The organism is Ancylobacter polymorphus (genome assembly GCF_030813495.1).
In the GTDB taxonomy this organism is placed as follows: domain Bacteria; phylum Pseudomonadota; class Alphaproteobacteria; order Rhizobiales; family Xanthobacteraceae; genus Ancylobacter; species Ancylobacter polymorphus.
In genome coordinates, this window is record NZ_JAUSUI010000010.1 from 17,693 (window position 1) to 35,507 (window position 17,815).

The window sequence follows — 17,815 nt, forward strand, 5'->3', positions numbered from 1 at the left end:
TGGCGCAAAGAACGGACAGCGAGGACGTATTCAATGCACCATTCCTTTCCGGCGCCGAGCGGGCGCAGCCTTTATGTCGGCGGCGCCTGGCATCATCCGAGCGCGGGGCGTTACGTCGAAACCTTCAATCCCGGCCTCAACGAGCCGATCTGCGAGGTAGCAGACGCGACGGCGGCCGACATTGATGCCGCCGTGGCGGCGTCGCGAGCGGCATTCGGCGTGTGGCGGGACGTTGCACCGCTGGAGCGCGGACGAATCCTGAAGGGCGTCGCCGAAGTCGTGCGCAAGAATGCGCGCGAGCTCGCGGCACTCGACGCGGCCAATTGCGGAAATCCGGTGAAGGAAATGCTGGGCGACGCGGCCATCGCGGCCGCCCAGCTCGAGTTCTTCGCCGGACTGGTGACCGAGATGAAGGGCGACACCATTCCCATGGGCCCAGATGCGTTGAACGTCACGGTCCGCCAGCCCCTGGGGGTCGTCGCGCGCATCCTGGCCTTCAATCACCCCTTCATGTTCTGCGCCGGCAAGATGGCGGCGCCGCTCGCCGCGGGAAATGCGGTCATCATCAAGCCGCCGGAACAGGCGCCGCTGTCGTCGCTTCGTCTCGCGGAGCTGGTGCACGACCTGTTGCCAAAAGGCGTGTTGAGCGTGATCCCGGGAGGACGCGACGCCGGGGCGGCGCTCGCCTCTCATCCGGGTGTCGACAAGGTGGCGATCATCGGCAGCGTCGGCGCCGGACGCGCGGTGATGAAGGCGGCCAGCGATACGCTGAAGCCCGTCCTGCTCGAGCTCGGCGGCAAGAACGCCTTGCTCGCCTTTGCGGATGCCGATCCCGAGCAGATCGCCGATGCCATAATCGGCGGCATGAACTTCACCTGGTGCGGTCAGTCCTGCGGCTCGACCAGCCGGGCGTTCCTGCACAAGGACATCTACGAGGACGTCCTCGCCCGACTGCCGGAAAAGGCAGGGCGCTTCGTTCCGGGCATTCCGACCGACGACGCCACGACGATGGGCGCGATCATCAGCAAGGTCCAGCATGATCGCGTCATCAGCTACATCGCCTCCGCCAGGGAAGAAGGGGCGCGGCTCATCACGGGCGGCGGCGTGCCCGCCGATCCGGCACTCCAGCGCGGGTTCTACATTGAGCCGACCATCTTTGCCGACGTAACGCCGACGATGCGGATCGCCCGCGAGGAGATATTCGGCCCGGTGCTGGCGGTTTCGCCATGGGACGACGAGGAGACGCTAGTGCAAAACGTCAACGCTCTCGAATATGGACTGACCTGCTCGATCTGGACGAATGATCTTCTGAAGGCGCATCGGACCGCCATGGCCGTCGAAGCCGGCTTCGTCTGGATCAACGAGGTTTCCAGGCACTTCCTCGGTGCCCCCTTCGGCGGATGGAAGCAGTCCGGCATCGGCCGGGAAGAATGCCTTGGCGAGCTGATCTCGTTCACCCAGGAAAAGAACATCCATATCAGCCTCAAGCCGAAAACGCGGTAGGATACTGCCGGCTCGATCAGATCGGTTGATCCGCATCGCCATCGGCACCTGTGCCGATCGGTGGCGCATCGCCGAGCCGCTCCCTGAACCCTCAGCTCACTCCCTCGCCCAAAGGGAGCGAGCTTTCTGCCAGACATATCTCATCGTTCCCGTCGCGACACGGCTGTGAGAGAACGCCGGCAACGCTGCGCCGAGCAGCACCAAGAAATGGCACGATGCGACGGAGGAAACCGTGACGAATTCTGCGATGTCGGAGATCGACGCTCCGCTGCCGTCGGGCGACAATGGAGTCTGGGGCAGCGACGTCGTCGCCGGGATGCTGCGCCTCCTCGACATTCCCTATGTCGCCTTGAACCCCGGATCGAGCTTCCGCGGACTCCACGACAGCATCGTCAACCATCTCGGCAACCAGCGGCCGCAGATGCTGCTGTGCCTGCACGAAGAGCATGCCGTCGCTGTGGCCCATGGCTATGCCAAGGTCACCGGGAAGCCGATGGGCGTGATCCTGCACAGCAATGTTGGACTGATGCACGGCGCCATGGCGATCTACAATGCCTGGTGCGACCGCGTGCCGATGCTGATCCTGGGAGCCACAGGACCGGTCGATGCCGCCGAGCGCAGGCCCTGGATCGACTGGCTTCACACAGCGAAGGATCAGGGCGCCCTGATCCGCCCGTATGTGAAATGGGATGATCAGCCCGTCTCGGTTCCCGCCATGATCGAGGCGCTCATTCGCGCGGCGAACGTCACGCGCACGGCGCCGATGGCGCCGGCCTATGTGTGCCTGGACGTCTCCATGCAGGAACAGCGTCTCGATGAACTGCCCGCACTGCCGGCTCCAGGGCGGTTCGCGGCCCCGTCCCCGTCCGTGCCGGGGCGAGCCGACGTCCGGTCGGCGGCGGACATGCTCGCGCGCGCGGCCAAGCCGGTGATCCTGTTCGGGAGAGTGTCCCGCAGCGGCAGTGACTGGGCGCGCCGCGTCGCACTCGCCGAGAAGCTCGGCGCCTGCGTTCTGACGGATATCAAGGTCGGGGCAGCATTTCCGACCGATCACCCGCTGCACGCGGCAAAGCCAGGCTTCTTTCTCGACGAGGCGGCGGCGGCGACGATCCGGAACGCAGACCTGATCCTCGCCTTCGACTGGGTCGACCTCAGCGGCACGCTGCGCCAGGCCGGCGATATCGCAGAAGCCCAGATCATCAACGTTTCGCTTGATCATCACCTTCACAATGGCTGGAGCATGGATCATCAGGCGCTGGCACCGGCACATTTGCATCTCGTCGGCGATCCCGATCTGGTCTTGCATTTGATCGCGGACGAACTCGGTGCCGAGCCGGGCCTCGATCCTGCCGTGCTTCCGGCGGCGCCGGCCTTGAAATTGGCGGAAGACAGGCCGCTCGACATCGTCTCGCTGGCAGCCACAATGGGCGAGGCTTTCAGGGACCAGGTGATTTCCCTCGTCCGGCTGCCTTTGGGCTGGGCGGGCGACAGCTGGCATTTCCGCCACCCGCTCGACTATCTGGGCACCGACGGCGGGGCCGGCATCGGCTCGGGGCCGGGCATGCTGGTCGGAGCCGCGCTCGCGCTGGCCGGATCCGAGCGGCTGCCGGTGGCGGTGCTGGGAGACGGCGACACGATGATGGGAATATCGGCGCTCTGGACCGCCGCGCACTACAAGCTGCCCTTCCTCGCCATCGTCGCGAACAACCGCTCGTTCTACAATGACGAGATCCATCAGGAGCGTGTCGCCCTGACGCGCCATCGTCCCGTAGAGAACAAATGGATCGGCCAGCGGATCGACGAGCCCGATATCGATATCGCGGCGATCGCGCGTGCGCAGGGTCTGGTCGGGCTGGGACCCGTGTCGACGGCCGGTGAACTCGCGGCAGCGCTTGCCGAAGGGTTGAAGGCGGCTAGGTCCGGCTCACCGGTCGTGATCGACGCCCGGATTGTGCCCGGATACAGCCCCGCCATGGCCGCAGGCATGACGCGGCAAGGCGCGAGCCCGGTCGAGGCTTAGGGATCGACGCCGTCGTCCCCGGTCGAAACTTCGGCCAGATTGCTCTGGACGGTGGCGAGATAGCGCAGGAAGCGGACCTTGTCCTCCGCGCTGAACCCGGCGGTGGCGCGTTCGACGACCTCGATCGCGAAGGGCATCATCACCTCCTTCAGCGCATGACCCTTCGCGGTGAGCAACACGTTCAGCTTGCGCCGGTCGGTGTCGTCGCGCTCGCGCGTGATCAGGCCGGCGCGTTCCATCGCGATGAGGGCTGTAAGGGTCGTCGGCTCCATCGTGCCGATCCGGCGCGACAACTCGCGCTGGGTCAAGCCGTCCTCCTGCCACAGCGCACGCAGGAAGTACCACATGCCAGGCGTCACGCCGTAAGGCTCGATCTTCGACTGGAGATAGCGCTGCGTGGCGCGGTTGGCCATGCGCAGCTGATAGCCGACGCTGCTTTCGAACGGGAGCTCGATCGGAGACGGCCTCCGCGGATTGTGGGCAGCCCTGCTTGTACCGGCCATCAGTCTTCCAATTCGATTGCAGCTCCGCGGCCACTATAGCCGGTTGGGAGAGCATTCATCCACCATGGGCGGCATGGCTGGCCCACAGCCAAATGTTTGAGAGAGCAAGCGAGATAATCTTGGACCTCAAACGGTGGTCCTCGTACCTTCAGAACCAAGCAGGCCGCAACATGACAAGGGCCGCGTCTTAGGGAAGGTCGAATGCTGCCAGCCGACAGATGCCACCCAGGACCGGTGCGCTGGGCTCCACGAGGGAGCTCGGCACGCGGGCGATGCCCATGAGCGACAGCAAGCCAGAGGACAACAGGGACATGCGTGCATCTTCTGCCAACCTGCGTCTCGCGCCCGCCGAGATCGCCGAGACCGACCTGATCATCGACGGCGTTTCGAAGCGCTTCAATACGCGGGAGGGCACGGTCACTGCGGTTGACGGCATGTCCTTCTCCATCGAGCGGGGAGAATTCGTCTCGATCATCGGCCCTTCTGGCTGCGGCAAATCGACGATCTTCAGTATCCTGGGAGGCCTTGTCCGCAGCTTTGACGGGCGTGTTACCGTCAATGGCGAGGAGATCTCCGGACCTCACCCCGCGATCGGAATGGTGTTCCAGGAGGAATCGACCTTTCCCTGGCGCACGGTTATCGACAATGTCGCCTTTCCGCTGGAAGTGCAGGGCGTCGCCAAGGCCCAACGATACGAGATCGCGCGCCGATTCATCGACATGGTCGGTCTGGCCGGGTTCGAACAGCGCTATCCGTCCGAGCTCTCCGGAGGCATGCGCCAGCGCGTCGCCATCGCGCGTACGCTCGTGTTCGAGCCCAAGATATTGCTGATGGACGAGCCCTTTGCGGCCCTGGACGAGCAGACGAGGCTGCTCCTCGGCGACAAGGTTCTCAAGATCCAGCAGGACCTGCGTCAGACCACGCTGCTCATCACGCACAACATTACCGAAGCGGTACAGCTTTCCGACCGCGTCATCATCATGACGTTCCGTCCCGGGAGGGTGAAGCGTATCGTCGATATCCGCCTGCCTCGTCCGCGTCATGGCGATGTCGTCAGCAGCGAGGCCTTCGGTCGCTATGTCGCCGAGATCTGGAGTGATCTGCGCGAAGAGGCCTCGCGCGGCATGGCGGAAACAGAAGCCGGCGCTCGCCAGAGCAAGGCCTGACAGATGAGATACCTGACCCTCCTACCCCTATTCTTCGGCTTGGCCAGCGTCGCCATCTTCCTCGGTTGCGTCGAGCTGCTGCTGACCTTCGGTCTCCTCAACCAGTTCGTCATCCCGTTTCCCTCGGCGGTGCTCGGCAGCTTCGGCCGGTTGTTCGCCGAGGAACAGCTTTTCCATCGTCTGGTGCTGACGGGCACGGAAGCCCTGGCAGCGAGCGTGCTGGTCAGCCTGTTTGGCATCTCCATCGGCGTGCTGCTGCACCGATGCCGGGTGTTGCAGCTCGCGACGGAGCCCTGGATTGCGGCCATTACCGCAGCTCCGATCGTCTTGGCCTATCCGCTCTTTCTGGTCATGTTCGGTCGCAGCGCCGTCACCATCGTGGCGATGGGTTTTTTCGCCGGCCTGGCGCCTGTCATCCTCAAGACGCTTGAAGGCTTGAACGGGGTCCGGAAAAGCTTCATCAATGTCGGCCACAGCTACAAGCTGACGCCCGCGCAGCTTTTCTGGAAGATTGAATTGCCGGCCGCCGTCCCGACGATCTTTGTAGGCGTTCGCCTCGGGTTGGTCTTCGCTCTCATCAACCTGATCGGCGTCGAATTCCTCATTAATTTCGGAGGCCTCGGCCAGCTCGTCAATGATCTCGCCGAGCGCTACGATCTGCCGGGCGTATTCGCGACGATCGTCTTCGTCATCCTTGTAAGTGTCGTGATCTTCTCGGCGCTGGAACGCATGGAGCGCTGGTTCCGGCCCGCGGACCGAAGCTGAGGACGTTCGGTCTGGAACGATGGCGACGCCGGCGGTCGATTGCCGAGCCGCCGCGTTGGACATCATAATGCGGACGGGCGAACCGTGCCGTCGGGAGGCCGCGATCAATCTGCGACAGCTTCGATATTTTGTCCGCATTGCCGAGGTCGGCAACATCACCAAGGCCGCCGAGGAGTTGAACGTGGCACAGCCCGCCCTCGGCCTGCAGATTCGCCAGCTTGAGCAGGAATTGCAGACCGGGCTGCTGGTTCGGCACTCGCGCGGCGTCGTGCTGACCGAGGCCGGAAAGCTCTTGCTGGAGAGGGCTCGACGCCTGCTGCAGGATGTTGACGATATCCGACGCGATGTCCTGGCGTTGTCCGACGTCGACCAGGAAGTGCTGTCCCTTGGCCTGACACCCAGCATCATGCTGCAGATCGGTCCGGACATGCTGCTCGACGCCAAGAATATGATTCCGACGGTTTCTCTCAGTCTGGTCGAGGAGCTCAGCTACGGTCTCGTGCTCTCGCTCGAACGCGGAGAGGTCAACTACGCATTCGCCTATGGCGTCGACCAGGCACGACCAGGGGTGGAGCGCCGGCCCATTCTGGAAGAGGAATTGCTCTTCATCCGGCCCGCGACCGACGCGGTCATCCCTGAGACAACCACGCTTGCCGAGGCATTGACGCATGAGCTGGTGCAGGCAGGGGAGCGGGACATGGTGCAGCAACTGCTGAGGACCGCGGCGGAAAAGTTCTCGTTGAGCCCCCGCATCCTCTACGAGGCGCAGTCGATCCCGGCAATGCGGACGCTCGTCGTGCGGGGTGCCGCGGCAAGCTTCATGCCCTATGGGACGGCCGTTGAGGAACTGCGCACCGGCAAGCTGGTGATGCAAAGGATAACGGACGTACCCCTCAGGCGGACCCTCTATCTGATCAAGCCGACCAATGCTCCCGCCTTCAAGCAGCAGGATGCCATCGATAGCTTCCTCGAGTCGGTCGTGCAGCGCCTGCTCGAATCTCTCGGAGCATTGGCGCGCCGCGTTGGTACGTGATGGCCGCCTGCGTTGATGCAGCCGCTTCAGCTGTCGAGCCTGCGGTTCGGAGAACCGACAGGATTCCCGTGATCGCAGGTCCGCCGCATCGTCTGGTCGACTTGTTGCAGACTCGGCCCTCCTCTCGCGATCGCTTCGGCGTGCTGGCGTTTTCCGCACAAGGCCCATTGTCGGAAACGCCGGTCGGGGCCGATCTGCGGCCTACGCGGGCGTTTCGAAATAGAAGGGTTGCTTGCGTGGTCTTGACGTTTCCTCGCCAGTTTGAGGGCGCGGCCTTGTACCCGACCGGGAGAGCTAGAAGAGAACTTGCTCGCGGGGCGCGGAAAATTGTCCTTCACCACATTTTGCTGCGGAATAACAATACAGAGTTCCAGTGTGGTCGAGCAGAACGATGATATCGCGTGGTGTGGATGTTCCGGTGATTGGTTTTCTCGGGCTAGGGGCCCTCGGGGCACCGATCGCCCGAAGGCTGGCGGGTGCGCGCTCGATCGTCGCCTTCGATCCGGCTCCTGCGCGGCTGTCCGGTTTAGCGACAGGGATAGAACATTTGGATTCGCCAAAGGATGTGGCGGATCGCGCCGACATTGTATTCGCGTGTCTGGTAGAGGAACGACACCACCGCGACGCTCTCTTCGGAGGTAATGGAGTCCTGCATGGCCAGCGCTGCAAGCACTATGTCCACCTGGGGACCAGCGGTTCACCGTTCATCGAGGAGTTGGACAGACGGTTGTCAGCCGGAGGGATCGCGACGGTCGACGCCCCGGTAACCGGCGGCCCGCCAAAAGCCCGCGCGGGTGAATTGACGACCATCGTTTCGGGCGTCACCGGAAGCGTCGCCTTTGTAAGGGAAGCGATGTCCCGGTACAGCAGCAAGATCGTCGTCGCCGGCGACAAGCCGGGCCGTGCCCAAACCCTCAAGCTCGTCAACAATGCGATCGCGCTGACGAATCTGGTTGCGGCCTGTGAAGCCATGGTGATTGGCGCGAAGGCCGGCATCCCAGCCGATACGATGCTGGACGTCATCAACAGCGGTAGCGGCCAAAATAGTGCGACGCTGGGCAAGCTTCCCCATCACATCCTGCCGCGCTCCTTTGATTTCGGCGCGACGCTGGCGGTCGTGATCAAGGATCTCGAATTGTTCCTGGCCGAACCGGCCGCTTGCGCGGCGACGCTGACCGACACCTGCCGCAGTGCCCTACAGGCCTTTCGGCGCGCAAAAGACGAGGGCGTCGAGATTGATGATCTGACCGCCGTGGTACGGCCAATGGAACGCCGCGCGGGCATCGAACTCGGGCGGTAGCCGGGGTTCAGGCGAGCATCAGAACCTCGCCCATACCCCAAGCCCGGGCAATTTCACGATAGACCGACAGAAACGTCGAGATCAGCAGGGTGTCGATGGCAGGATCGAGGTCCGTCGGGCGGATCGCGTAAAGGGTCCGGTCAAGCGCTGCATCGAGGATCCTGGATGCAGAGAGTTGACCCGCCACGACTTCGTCGTGGACACATCCCAGCGGCAGGATGGCTAAGGCGAGACCGCGTGCGACCAGTTGCTTAATGGCGGTGATCGAGTGCACCTCATAGGCGACGTCGAGCGCGAGCGCTTCGGTTGCCGCCCGTTCCTCGATCATCCGGCGCACGACATCGCCGCGGTCCGGCATGGCGAACCGATTGCCCAGAGCTTCATGCAAGGCAACGGTCTTCGTCCGGCTGTCGGGGTGCTCCGGCCGGCGTATGAGGTAAAGCGACTCGCGCAACAGTGGGGTGCAGCGCAGCGTCGCGGAGGCATCAGGCTTGAAAGCGAAGATAATATCGGCCTTGCCCGATGCCATGCCCGCGACGATGACGTGGCTCAAACCCTCGGTCAGCTGCAGGTTTATCTTGATTGGCGAGCGGCCGACCGCTTCGATCAGGTCTGCGCCAAGCAGCAGCGTCAGACTGGGCGTCAGGCCGACAGTCACGATTTGTGGGGTATCATCACCGCGGAAAGCCGCCAGGTTTCGCTTGATCTCGTGCCTGCTATCCAGGGTTCGCCGAACCCAGTCAAGAAATAGCTTGCCTGCCTCGGTCGGCTGTACCCCCCGGCTGGTCCGCATAAGCAGCGAGACACCCATCTCATCTTCGAGCTGGCGAATCTGGATGCCGAGCGCGGTTTGGGCGATGTTTAAAGCATTGGCCGCCTGGGTGATGCTGCCATGTGCGCAGACGTGAAAATAGCATTCGAGCTGCCGAAACCTCACCGCGCTCGTCTCCCCTTCGGCACGTTGGACGATCGCATCAGACGCCAGATGCCGTTTACAGCCGCCCCGCCAAGCCGGATTCTAAACTTAGTGAGCGATTTTTCCGCTTGCGGCAAGGGGATTTTAGCGTTTCCCGGCACGCGCGCGATGCGCAATTGCTGAGGCACGTGGAAATAGGGGCGGCGAGGCTGACGGCGGCATGGACAGGACGATACAGACGGCGACCAGGTGGCGATGGCTTTCGCAGGTCAGTTGCTCGGGCAACACGAATTGGCAGAGCGAAGGATGACAGCGTTGCCACGCACGGCCGTCGGAATCCCCGGTGAGATCCTTGACGGTGCGCTCGAGACCGTGCTGAACGATCTCGTCGCCGCCAACCGCATCCTGGCGCGGGAAAACGTGCTCGACGGCTTCGGCCATGTCAGCGCCCGCCATCCGTCGAATCCCGATCGCTATTTCATTTCACGCTCGCGCAGCCCGGCCCTGGTTGAACGCGCAGACCTCGTCGAGCTCGACATGGACGATCAGCCAGTGGTGGAGACGCCCGTCAGGCTCTACGCCGAGCGGGTGATTCACAGCGCCATTTATCGGGCGCGTCCAGACGTCATGTCGGTCTGCCACCATCATGCGGCCGCCGTCGTCGCCTTCTGCATCGCAGGCGTCGACATCGTTCCCGTCTGCCATCTGGGTGCGGTGATCGGAAGCCGTGTGCCGATGTGGGACAGTCGCGAAGCGTTCGGCGACACCGACATGCTGGTGCGCACGATCGAGCAGGCAGAATCCCTTGCGGCCACGCTAGCGGACAACTGGGTCGTGGCGATGCGACGCCACGGGGCGACGGTGGTCGGGCGCACGGTACGGGAACTGACCTTCCGCGCCGTGCATCTGCGCCTGAACGCGGAACTCCAGCTTCAGGCCGCCAGCCTGGGCACGATCTCTCCCCTGACCAGTGGCGAGACCGCACTGTCCAGCAGAGCAAATCTCAACGAGGCCGTCGAAAGCCGAATCTGGGAGTACTGGACGGCCGGCATCGCCGGCTGAACATGCAGGCAATCCATTCGAAAAAAGAAAAGCGAGGGAGGAAAGACAATGAGATTGAAGCACTGGTTTGAGTCGTGGCTGCCGGCACTGGCGCTGGCCTGCTGGCTCGGCATGCCGGCAGCGCACAGCGAGGAGATCGTCGTCAGCAACTACGGCGTCTCCGCCAGCGGAATGCCCTTCGCCATCGCCATGGAGAAAGGGTTTTTCGACGGCAAGGTCTCGGGAATCCTGTCGTCACAGGGAGGCGGCACGACGGTCCGCAATCTGCTTGCCGGGCAGATCGCCTATGCCGAGGTCAGCCCGATCGCCGCCGCCACGGCAATCCGGCAGGGTGCGCCGCTGAAGATCATCAGCAACAATGTCCAGACCGTGTCCGAATTCGGCTGGATGGTGAAGCCGGATTCGCCGATCAAGAGCATTGCCGATCTGAAGGGCCGCAAGATCGGCTATTCGAGTCCGCGATCGGTTAGCCAGGCCCTCGCGATGCTCATTGTCGAGAAGGCCGGACTCAAGGCCTCCGACGTCGAACTCGTCATGACCGGCGGCTTGGGCGAGGCGCTGGTCGCGCTCGACCTCGGCGCCATCGATGTCGCGCCTGCAACGGAACCGTTGCTTTCCAAGTATCGGGACAAGTACCGGATCATCGCGACGGCGGACGAGTTGTTCCCCTCCATGAGCAATGTCGTGGGCGTGACCACGGACGCCGCCGCCGCCAGCCGGGGAGATTTCCTGCGCGGCATCGTTACCGGCCGGGCAAAGGCCGTCGCCTTCATGAGCGACAATCCGGAGGAAGCGGCGCAGATCGTCGCCAAGGTCTACAAGCTTGATCCTCCCATCGTCCTGGAGGCCATCAAGCATCTGACCCGCAAAGGCGAGGGGCTGCCTTACTGGAGCACAGGCAAGTTCGACCTGGCCGGGCTCAAGGAAATGTGGCGGGCACAGATCCTCGTAGGCGCCGCCGAGGGCGAGATCGACTGGACGAAGCTGATTGACGTAAGTTTCCTGCCTGAAGCCGAACGCAGCCTGAAATGAACATGGCGGCGAGAATTGCGGAGGCTCATGTCGGGCTGACCGGCGTGACGCGCGTCTTCGGCAGCGATCCGCAGACGCAGGTGAAGGCCCTCGGGCCGATCGAGCTGGAACTGCGCAAGGGGGAGTTCTTCGCGGTGGTCGGACCATCCGGCTGCGGCAAGTCCACGCTCTTCGACATCGTCGCCGGCCTTTCGCCGGCGACGAGCGGCAAGGTGACGTTCGAAGGACGGCCCCTGACGGGCAGCGCGGTGCCCGACGGCATCGGGGTCGTCTTCCAGGAGGATGCTTCGTTTCCGTGGCTGACGGTCGCGGACAACGTCGCCTTCGGCATCCGGCGGGCGGGGCTGAGCGAGGCGGAAGTTTCCCGCCGGGTCACCGCGACTCTCGCTTTGATGGGGCTGGCGGATTTCGCCAAGGCCTATCCTGCGCAATTGTCGGGAGGCATGCGTCAGAGGGTCTGCATCGCCCGGACGTTGGTGCAGCGGCCGCGGCTCATCCTGCTCGACGAGCCGTTTGGCGCACTCGATCAGCAAACGCGGCTGATCATGGGCGAAGAACTGCTGAAGCTCTGGCGCGAGACGGGTGCCACGATCCTGCTGATCACGCATGCGCTCGACGAGGCGGCGATGTTGGCCGATCGGATCGGCGTCATGTCGGCCCGACCGGGTCGAATATTGGACATAGTCGAGACGCCCTGGGGGATCGAGCGGGATAGCCGCGTGGTGTCTGACCCGCGCTTCGGCGACATCACGGGTCGGTTGTGGTCGCGCCTGCGCGAGGAATCGATGGCGGCGCTCGCCACCGCGGGACAATGAGATGCGACACGCAGCTATCCTTCGCTTGGCCATCATCGCGGCGATCGTCGCTCTGCTAGAACTGCTGTCGCGCTCCGGCGTGATCTCGCGCTTCGTCGCGCCGCCGCCTAGCGAGATCGCGGTGGATCTCGTCCGTCTGCTGACATCGGATCGGGTTCAAGCCGCCATTGCGCAAACGCTCTCCAAGATCACCATCGCCTGCGGTGCCGCAATCGTCGTCGGCACCGCGCTGGGCGTGCTCATCCACCGCTCGCGGGCATTGGCGCAGACGCTTTCGCCCTATTTCGGAGCCTACTACGCCGTCCCGATCTATGCGTTCTATCCGCTGATGATTGCGATCTTCGGCATCGGCGAGGCGCCGCAGATCGTCATTGGCTTCATGCTCGCCATCGTCGCGGTGATCGTCAACACGATCAATGCGCTTGACCGGATTCCGCGCGTTCTCCGCAAGACCGTCGCCATCTATGGAATGGGATCGATCGAGGCATCGTGGAACGTCTATTTGCCCTATGCCGGCCCCTATCTGGCGACCGGCATCAAGCTCGCCGTCGCCTATTCCTTCATCGGCGTGATCGGGGCGGAGTTCATCATGTCCAGGATCGGCATCGGTCACGAGATCGTCTTTGCCTACAATAATTTCGACAATGAGGTCATGTATCCGCTCATCCTCTTTGTCCTGCTCGTCGCCGGCACGATCAACGGACTGTTCTCTGCCTGGGAAAAGCGCCTGCTCGGCCGCAGGAGCCGTTCATGACGAAGGATCTCCGGAATCATGTGCTCGTTCTCGTTGTGCTTCTGGTGCTATGGCAGGCGGTGTATCTCTTCGTCGGCGATCTTGCGTTGCGCTCGCCGCTGGATACGGCTCGCGCCGCCTTCGGCTTGGTCCGTTCAGAGGGTTTCGGCGCTCACCTGCGCGAGACCGCGACCGCCTTCGCAACCGCCTTGGCCATCGCCATCGTGCTGGGGGTCGCGATCGGCTTCGCACTCGGCATGAACAGGTTGGCCGGCGAGGTCGGCGAGCCCCTCCTGGTGTCGTTCTATTCCCTGCCGAAAATCACCGTCTATCCCATCGTCCTGCTAATCTTCGGCATAGGCATGCCATCCAAGGTGGCCTTCGGCGCCATCCACGGCATCATGCCCATTGCGATCTTCACACTCGGCGCCTTGAGGAATGTGCCCCCCGTCTTGATCCGCACCGCCAGGGTGCTGCGCCTCGGCGCATGGCAGAGCGCATGGTCGGTGCTTTTTCCGGCGGCCAGGCCGGAGATCTTTACCGGGCTGCGGCTCGGCTTCTCGCTGACACTCATCGGAACGCTTCTGGGAGAGATGTTCGCCTCGCAGCGCGGTCTCGGCTTTCTGCTGATGCAGGCCATCGGCTTGCACGACACCGATCTCATAATGGCTCTGACATCGCTGATCGTATTGTTCGCAGTGCTTGCAAGCATGATGCTTCTCGCATGCGATCGCGCGCTGCGGCACGGATCCTGAACAATGGTTCACTTTTCCGATTGCGAGTCGCAACATCATGACAGACGACGGCGCGTCGGCGGGGGTCATGCCGGAAAGGAGGCGCGATTGCCGCATCGGGCGCGGACACGATTTCCCGATATGGAATCGTGATCGACATGCTGGGCGAGGCGTTTGCGTTGGCGTCCGTGTTGTCCTTCTCCTTCGGGAGTATTGCCGTGTTCAAAGCGGCACAGGACGGCAGGAGCGGCGGCGGTGCCCTGCTTTCCGTCGTGATGACGGCGGCTATGGCAGCTGCGGTCTGGCTGCTGGTCGGATCGGGGCACTCCGTGACCGGGCTCGGTGGGGACGGGTGGAAGGGCTTGCTGTGGTTCGCGGTGAGCGGCCTGTTGACGACGACGGTGGGGCGCTCTCTCTACTTTGTCTCCATCCGCGATCTGGGATCTGTGCGAGCCGCCGCCGTCAAGCGTGTGACCCCTCTGTTTTCGGTTCTGCTCGCTGTGGTCATCCTCGGTGAGATCCTCGGCGGTCGGACCGCGGCCGGGTTGGCCCTCGTGGCGGCGAGCCTTTTTCTACTCTTCGGCGATTCGATCTGGCAAACCAAGCGCGGACGGGGCCTGACAGGAGAAAATGGCGGCTCGCTCTGGCGCGGCTACGGATCGGGAGCATTATCAGGCTTTTCCTATGCCGCTGGCTTCGTAACCCGCAAGCTCGGTCTCGCCCTCGTGCCGGATGGTATCTTCGGAACGCTCGTCGGCGCCCTGGCAGCGCTGTCCTACTATGCGTTCCTCGCAGCTTGGGACCACGAGAAGCGGACAGCCCTGCACGCCGAACTGGCCATGCGCAATTCCTGGCATTGGCTAGCGGCCCTGGCGATTTCCACCGGGCAGATCTGCATGTTCGTTGCCTTGCAGTTCACCACTGTCACGCGGGTCGCGATCATCTATTCGCTGGAGGTGTTCGTCACCATGGTGTTCGCCATTGTCATCTTCCGAACCGAAGTGATGCCAGATCTCGTCACTATTGTTGCAACGCTTCTCGCCACAGTCGGAGTCATCATTATCGTGATGTGAGCGTTAACCACGTCACTGTTCAATCAAAACATACACGATGCTGTCGTATGAACCTGAATTGCGCCAAAATATTGTGAGGCGTGCTGTGACGCCCTTTGTCTAGAACTAAGTCCACGCTGACGCGCCGTTGGCGCTCCCATACAGTTCGCATCTCACTCCCATTTCGCGGAAGTCTTTGTCCGGGACGACCGGGGGTCTCATGATTGGCGCAGGCCGCGGCGTCCTCGAATGCGGCTCGGGAGGAATGATTGTCCAATTTGCGCCTTTCCATCGCCATCGGCGACTACGACCGCAATCGGCCGCTGATCGACGGCGCCGTGCTGATCGACGGTGTGGATCCGGTCTTCATGAAGCTGGTGCCGGAGGAGATTTTCTTCCGGGCTTTTCGCCATGCCGAGTTCGACGTGTGCGAGGCGTCGCTCTCCAGCTTCGCCTTGAAGACGGCCCAGGGCACGAACCCCTATGTCGGGGTGCCCGCTTTCGTTTCCAGGGCCTTCCGCCATACCGGGATCTTCATCAGAAACGACCGCGGCATCGACAGTCCCCGCGACCTCAAGGGCAAGCGCATTGGATGCCCGGAGTACCAGCTCACGGCCTGCGTGTGGATCCGCGCGCTGCTGGAAGAGGATTACGGCGTCAAGCCGTCCGACGTAACCTGGGTGCGCGGCGGCATCGAGCAGCCCGGCCGGGCCGAGAAGATCCTGGTGGAGCTTCCCGCGGACATCCGCGTCGAGCAGGCACCATGCGATCGTTCACTCAATCAGATGCTGGTCGATGGTGACATCGACGGCTTCATCGGCCCCAGATCGCCCTCATCGTTCGACGCCGGCGACTCGCGGGTGATCCGCCTGTTTCCCGATCCGACCGCCGCGGCAGCGGACTACTACAAGCGAACCAAGATTTTCCCGATCATGCACGTCATCGGCGTGCGGCGGACGATCGTCGAGGCGCATCCCTGGCTTCCGGCCGCTCTCCTGAAAGCGTTCGAGCGGTCCAAGGCAGCGGCCTTGACGAAGCTGGGCGATACCTCGGCGACGAAGGTGACGTTGCCGTTCGTCGAGGAACAGCTACAGGCTGCCCGCGCCCTGATGGGCACGGATTTCTGGTCATACGGCATTGGATCGAACCGGCATGTGCTGGAGGCATTCCTCAAGGCGCATCATTCGCAGGGGCTGTCGTCCCAGCCGCTGAAGGTCGAGGACCTGTTTCACGCATCGACCCTGGAGGTCTTCAAGATTTGATGCCCGCCAGGAGCTGAATTTCGTCTGGACGACAGAGACTAACAATAATCTCCACAAAAATACTTATGGGAGGACGTTATGGGCAGGTTCACGTGGATGGTCTCGGCGATTGCCGGGGTAAGCTTGATGGTGTGCGCCGCCCAGGGCGTCGCGGCTCAGGACCGTCTTAAGCTCGCGGTCGGCCAGCGTGGGAACTGGGACACATCGGTTGCTGAGATCGGCAGCCGGCTGGGCATATTCAAGAAGCACAACCTCGAGCTTGAGATTCTCTATACCCAGGGTGGCGGCGAAACCCAGCAGGCCGTCCTGTCCAACAGCGTCGATATCGGCGTCGCGGGCGGCATCATGGGAGCGATGTCGGCCTTCTCCAAAGGGGCGCCGATCCGCATTATCGGTGCCGAGACGACGGGCGGACAGGATCTCTACTGGTATGTGAAGTCGGATTCGCCGATCAAAACCCTGAAGGACTTCGACGGCCGAACGATCGCCTACTCCACCAACGGCTCTTCGACGCATGGCGTCGTGAATGCCTTCATCAAGGAGAACGGGTTGAATGCTCGCCCGACGGCGACGGGCGGTCCGGCAGCCACCTTGACGCAGGTGATGTCCGGACAGATTGATGTCGGCTGGTCGGCTCCGCCTTTCGGCCTGGAACAGCTCGACCGAGGCGAAATCCGCGTCATCGCGACCGGCAACGATACCAACGCCTTCAAGAACCAGACGGTTCGCCTGCTCATCACCAATACCAGCGTGCTCCAGAACAAGAAGCCCTTGATCGACCGTTTCATGGCGGCCTATCGCGAGACGGTCGACGCCATGTATGCCGGCGAAGACGCCATCAAGGTCTACGCCGCCTTCGTCGGCGTGCCTGAGGCCATTGCGCGGCGAACGCGGGACGAGTTCTTCCCCAAGCAGGCCTTGAATCCTGACCGCATCGTCGGGCTTGAGACGATTGTGCCGGATGCCGTGGCGCTCAAATACACCTCCCAGCCCCTGACGGAAGAGCAGCTCGCCCAGCTCATCCAGATTCCGCCGCGCAACTGAGACCGTGAGGGAAAGACATCATGAGCGTCAGAGCAATTGCAAGCCCGGCTCGTCCCGCCTTGGCGTCCATCAACGAAGATCGCGCGGTTCTCCTGACGCGCATTGGGATCATGGTGGTCCTTCTGGTCGGCTGGGAGGCTCTCGCACGTTCCGGTCTTCTCTATCGGGACGTGGTGCCCTCCCTCGCGCTCATCGCCAGAGAACTCGCCTTTCTGCTGGTCGATCGCAGCTTCTATGCGAATCTGGGAGTGACGGCCGGCGAAGTGCTCCTGGCGATTGCCATTGGCGGCGGGACCGGCATCGCGGTCGGCATCCTGCTCGGACGGAACCGCTTCTTGGCACAGGCCTATGAACCGCTGCTTCACTATCTCGGTCCGACGCCGAAGATCATTTTCTTCCCGATTCTGATCATGTGGTTCGGGGTCGGACCAAGCTCGAAGATCGCTATGGGGGCGCTGTCGTGCTTCTTCCCGGTCGCGATCAGCGTCGCGGGCTCCATGCGCGAAATCGATCAGGTCTTGATCCGTGTCGGCCTGAGCCTGCGGCTTACGCCCTCGCAAATGTTCAGGAAGGTCTACCTGCCGGCCATGCGCATTCCGGTGATCAACGGTATCCGCATCGGCCTCGGCGTCGCCATCGTTGGCACGCTTCTCGCGGAAACCAAGCTTGCAAATCAGGGGCTGGGTTACGCGATCATCCAGACCTATACGACATTCAACATGCCGCGCATGTACGCGTTGCTTATCATGGTTTTCCTGTTGGCCGTCGGCGTGAATATGGCCGTCGGGCGCTACACCGAAGCTCAGGCCAAGCGCAGGACATCCCATGACTGAGCGGCGAGCCTGTGAACGCCCGTCGCGAGCGCGGCGGCTGTG

Annotated in this window: 17 protein-coding genes; 15 read left to right on the top strand and 2 right to left on the bottom strand. The window is 62.9% G+C overall.

Annotated elements, in window-relative coordinates; translation table 11 throughout:
- Positions 1 to 33 precede the first annotated feature (33 nt).
- Together J2S75_RS19420 and J2S75_RS19425 are read left to right on the top strand one after the other, a co-directional pair.
- Complete coding sequence (locus J2S75_RS19420) at positions 34 to 1,503, top strand: aldehyde dehydrogenase family protein (RefSeq protein WP_307022379.1); 1,470 nt, start codon at positions 34 to 36, stop codon at positions 1,501 to 1,503.
- Positions 1,504 to 1,750: 247 nt separating this feature from the next.
- A complete protein-coding gene (locus J2S75_RS19425; RefSeq protein WP_307022381.1) occupies positions 1,751 to 3,523 on the top strand; it encodes a thiamine pyrophosphate-binding protein in 1,773 nt (590 codons plus the stop codon).
- Here J2S75_RS19425 and J2S75_RS19430 read toward each other — a convergent pair.
- The gene (locus J2S75_RS19430; RefSeq protein WP_307022383.1) at positions 3,520 to 4,026 is read right to left on the bottom strand and encodes a MarR family winged helix-turn-helix transcriptional regulator; all 507 of its coding nucleotides are present in this window, start codon (positions 4,024 to 4,026) and stop codon (positions 3,520 to 3,522) included. The two genes, J2S75_RS19425 and J2S75_RS19430, sit on opposite strands and share 4 nt — an antisense overlap.
- 278 nt (positions 4,027 to 4,304) lie before the next feature.
- On the opposite strand from J2S75_RS19430, the gene J2S75_RS19435 reads away from it, so the two are divergent.
- From J2S75_RS19435 to J2S75_RS19450, 4 genes are all read left to right on the top strand, one after another.
- Positions 4,305 to 5,192: an ABC transporter ATP-binding protein gene (locus tag J2S75_RS19435; protein ID WP_307022385.1), complete on the top strand. Its 888-nt coding sequence runs from the start codon at positions 4,305 to 4,307 to the stop codon at positions 5,190 to 5,192.
- 3 nt (positions 5,193 to 5,195) lie between these two features.
- Entirely contained in the window at positions 5,196 to 5,957 is a 762-nt protein-coding gene (locus J2S75_RS19440; RefSeq protein WP_307022387.1) for an ABC transporter permease, read from the top strand.
- A gap of 19 nt (positions 5,958 to 5,976) precedes the next feature.
- Complete coding sequence (locus J2S75_RS19445) at positions 5,977 to 6,990, top strand: LysR family transcriptional regulator (RefSeq protein WP_307022389.1); 1,014 nt, start codon at positions 5,977 to 5,979, stop codon at positions 6,988 to 6,990.
- A 391-nt stretch (positions 6,991 to 7,381) separates the two neighbouring features.
- Positions 7,382 to 8,290 carry an NAD(P)-dependent oxidoreductase gene (locus J2S75_RS19450; RefSeq protein WP_307022391.1) on the top strand — a complete coding sequence of 303 codons (909 nt, stop codon included), beginning with the start codon at positions 7,382 to 7,384 and terminating at the stop codon, positions 8,288 to 8,290.
- 7 nt (positions 8,291 to 8,297) lie between these two features.
- Here J2S75_RS19450 and J2S75_RS19455 read toward each other — a convergent pair whose 3' ends face one another.
- A complete protein-coding gene (locus J2S75_RS19455) occupies positions 8,298 to 9,227 on the bottom strand; it encodes a LysR family transcriptional regulator (RefSeq protein WP_307022393.1) in 930 nt (309 codons plus the stop codon).
- A gap of 234 nt (positions 9,228 to 9,461) precedes the next feature.
- On the opposite strand from J2S75_RS19455, the gene J2S75_RS19460 reads away from it, so the two are divergent.
- The 9 genes from J2S75_RS19460 to J2S75_RS19500 all read left to right on the top strand — a co-directional run bounded on the left by J2S75_RS19460 (position 9,462) and on the right by J2S75_RS19500 (position 17,773).
- The gene (locus tag J2S75_RS19460; protein ID WP_307022657.1) at positions 9,462 to 10,268 is read left to right on the top strand and encodes a class II aldolase/adducin family protein; all 807 of its coding nucleotides are present in this window, start codon (positions 9,462 to 9,464) and stop codon (positions 10,266 to 10,268) included.
- Between the two features lie 48 nt (positions 10,269 to 10,316).
- A complete protein-coding gene (locus tag J2S75_RS19465) occupies positions 10,317 to 11,300 on the top strand; it encodes an ABC transporter substrate-binding protein (protein ID WP_307022395.1) in 984 nt (327 codons plus the stop codon).
- Positions 11,297 to 12,115, top strand: a complete 819-nt coding sequence (locus J2S75_RS19470; RefSeq protein ID WP_307022397.1) for an ABC transporter ATP-binding protein — start codon at positions 11,297 to 11,299, stop codon at positions 12,113 to 12,115. The genes J2S75_RS19465 and J2S75_RS19470 overlap by 4 nt, the downstream gene beginning before the upstream one ends.
- Position 12,116: 1 nt before the next feature.
- A complete protein-coding gene (locus J2S75_RS19475; protein WP_307022399.1) occupies positions 12,117 to 12,869 on the top strand; it encodes an ABC transporter permease in 753 nt (250 codons plus the stop codon).
- Positions 12,866 to 13,603: an ABC transporter permease gene (locus J2S75_RS19480; protein ID WP_307022401.1), complete on the top strand. Its 738-nt coding sequence runs from the start codon at positions 12,866 to 12,868 to the stop codon at positions 13,601 to 13,603. Before J2S75_RS19475 ends, J2S75_RS19480 begins: the two co-directional genes overlap by 4 nt.
- A gap of 137 nt (positions 13,604 to 13,740) precedes the next feature.
- Positions 13,741 to 14,655, top strand: a complete 915-nt coding sequence (locus J2S75_RS19485; RefSeq protein WP_307022659.1) for an EamA family transporter — start codon at positions 13,741 to 13,743, stop codon at positions 14,653 to 14,655.
- 248 nt (positions 14,656 to 14,903) lie between these two features.
- The gene (locus J2S75_RS19490) at positions 14,904 to 15,896 is read left to right on the top strand and encodes an ABC transporter substrate-binding protein (protein ID WP_307022403.1); all 993 of its coding nucleotides are present in this window, start codon (positions 14,904 to 14,906) and stop codon (positions 15,894 to 15,896) included.
- Between the two features lie 78 nt (positions 15,897 to 15,974).
- Positions 15,975 to 16,940, top strand: coding sequence for an ABC transporter substrate-binding protein (locus J2S75_RS19495; protein WP_307022405.1), 966 nt, complete (start codon positions 15,975 to 15,977; stop codon positions 16,938 to 16,940).
- A 20-nt stretch (positions 16,941 to 16,960) separates the two neighbouring features.
- Positions 16,961 to 17,773, top strand: a complete 813-nt coding sequence (locus J2S75_RS19500; RefSeq protein WP_307022407.1) for an ABC transporter permease — start codon at positions 16,961 to 16,963, stop codon at positions 17,771 to 17,773.
- Positions 17,774 to 17,815 lie beyond the last annotated feature (42 nt).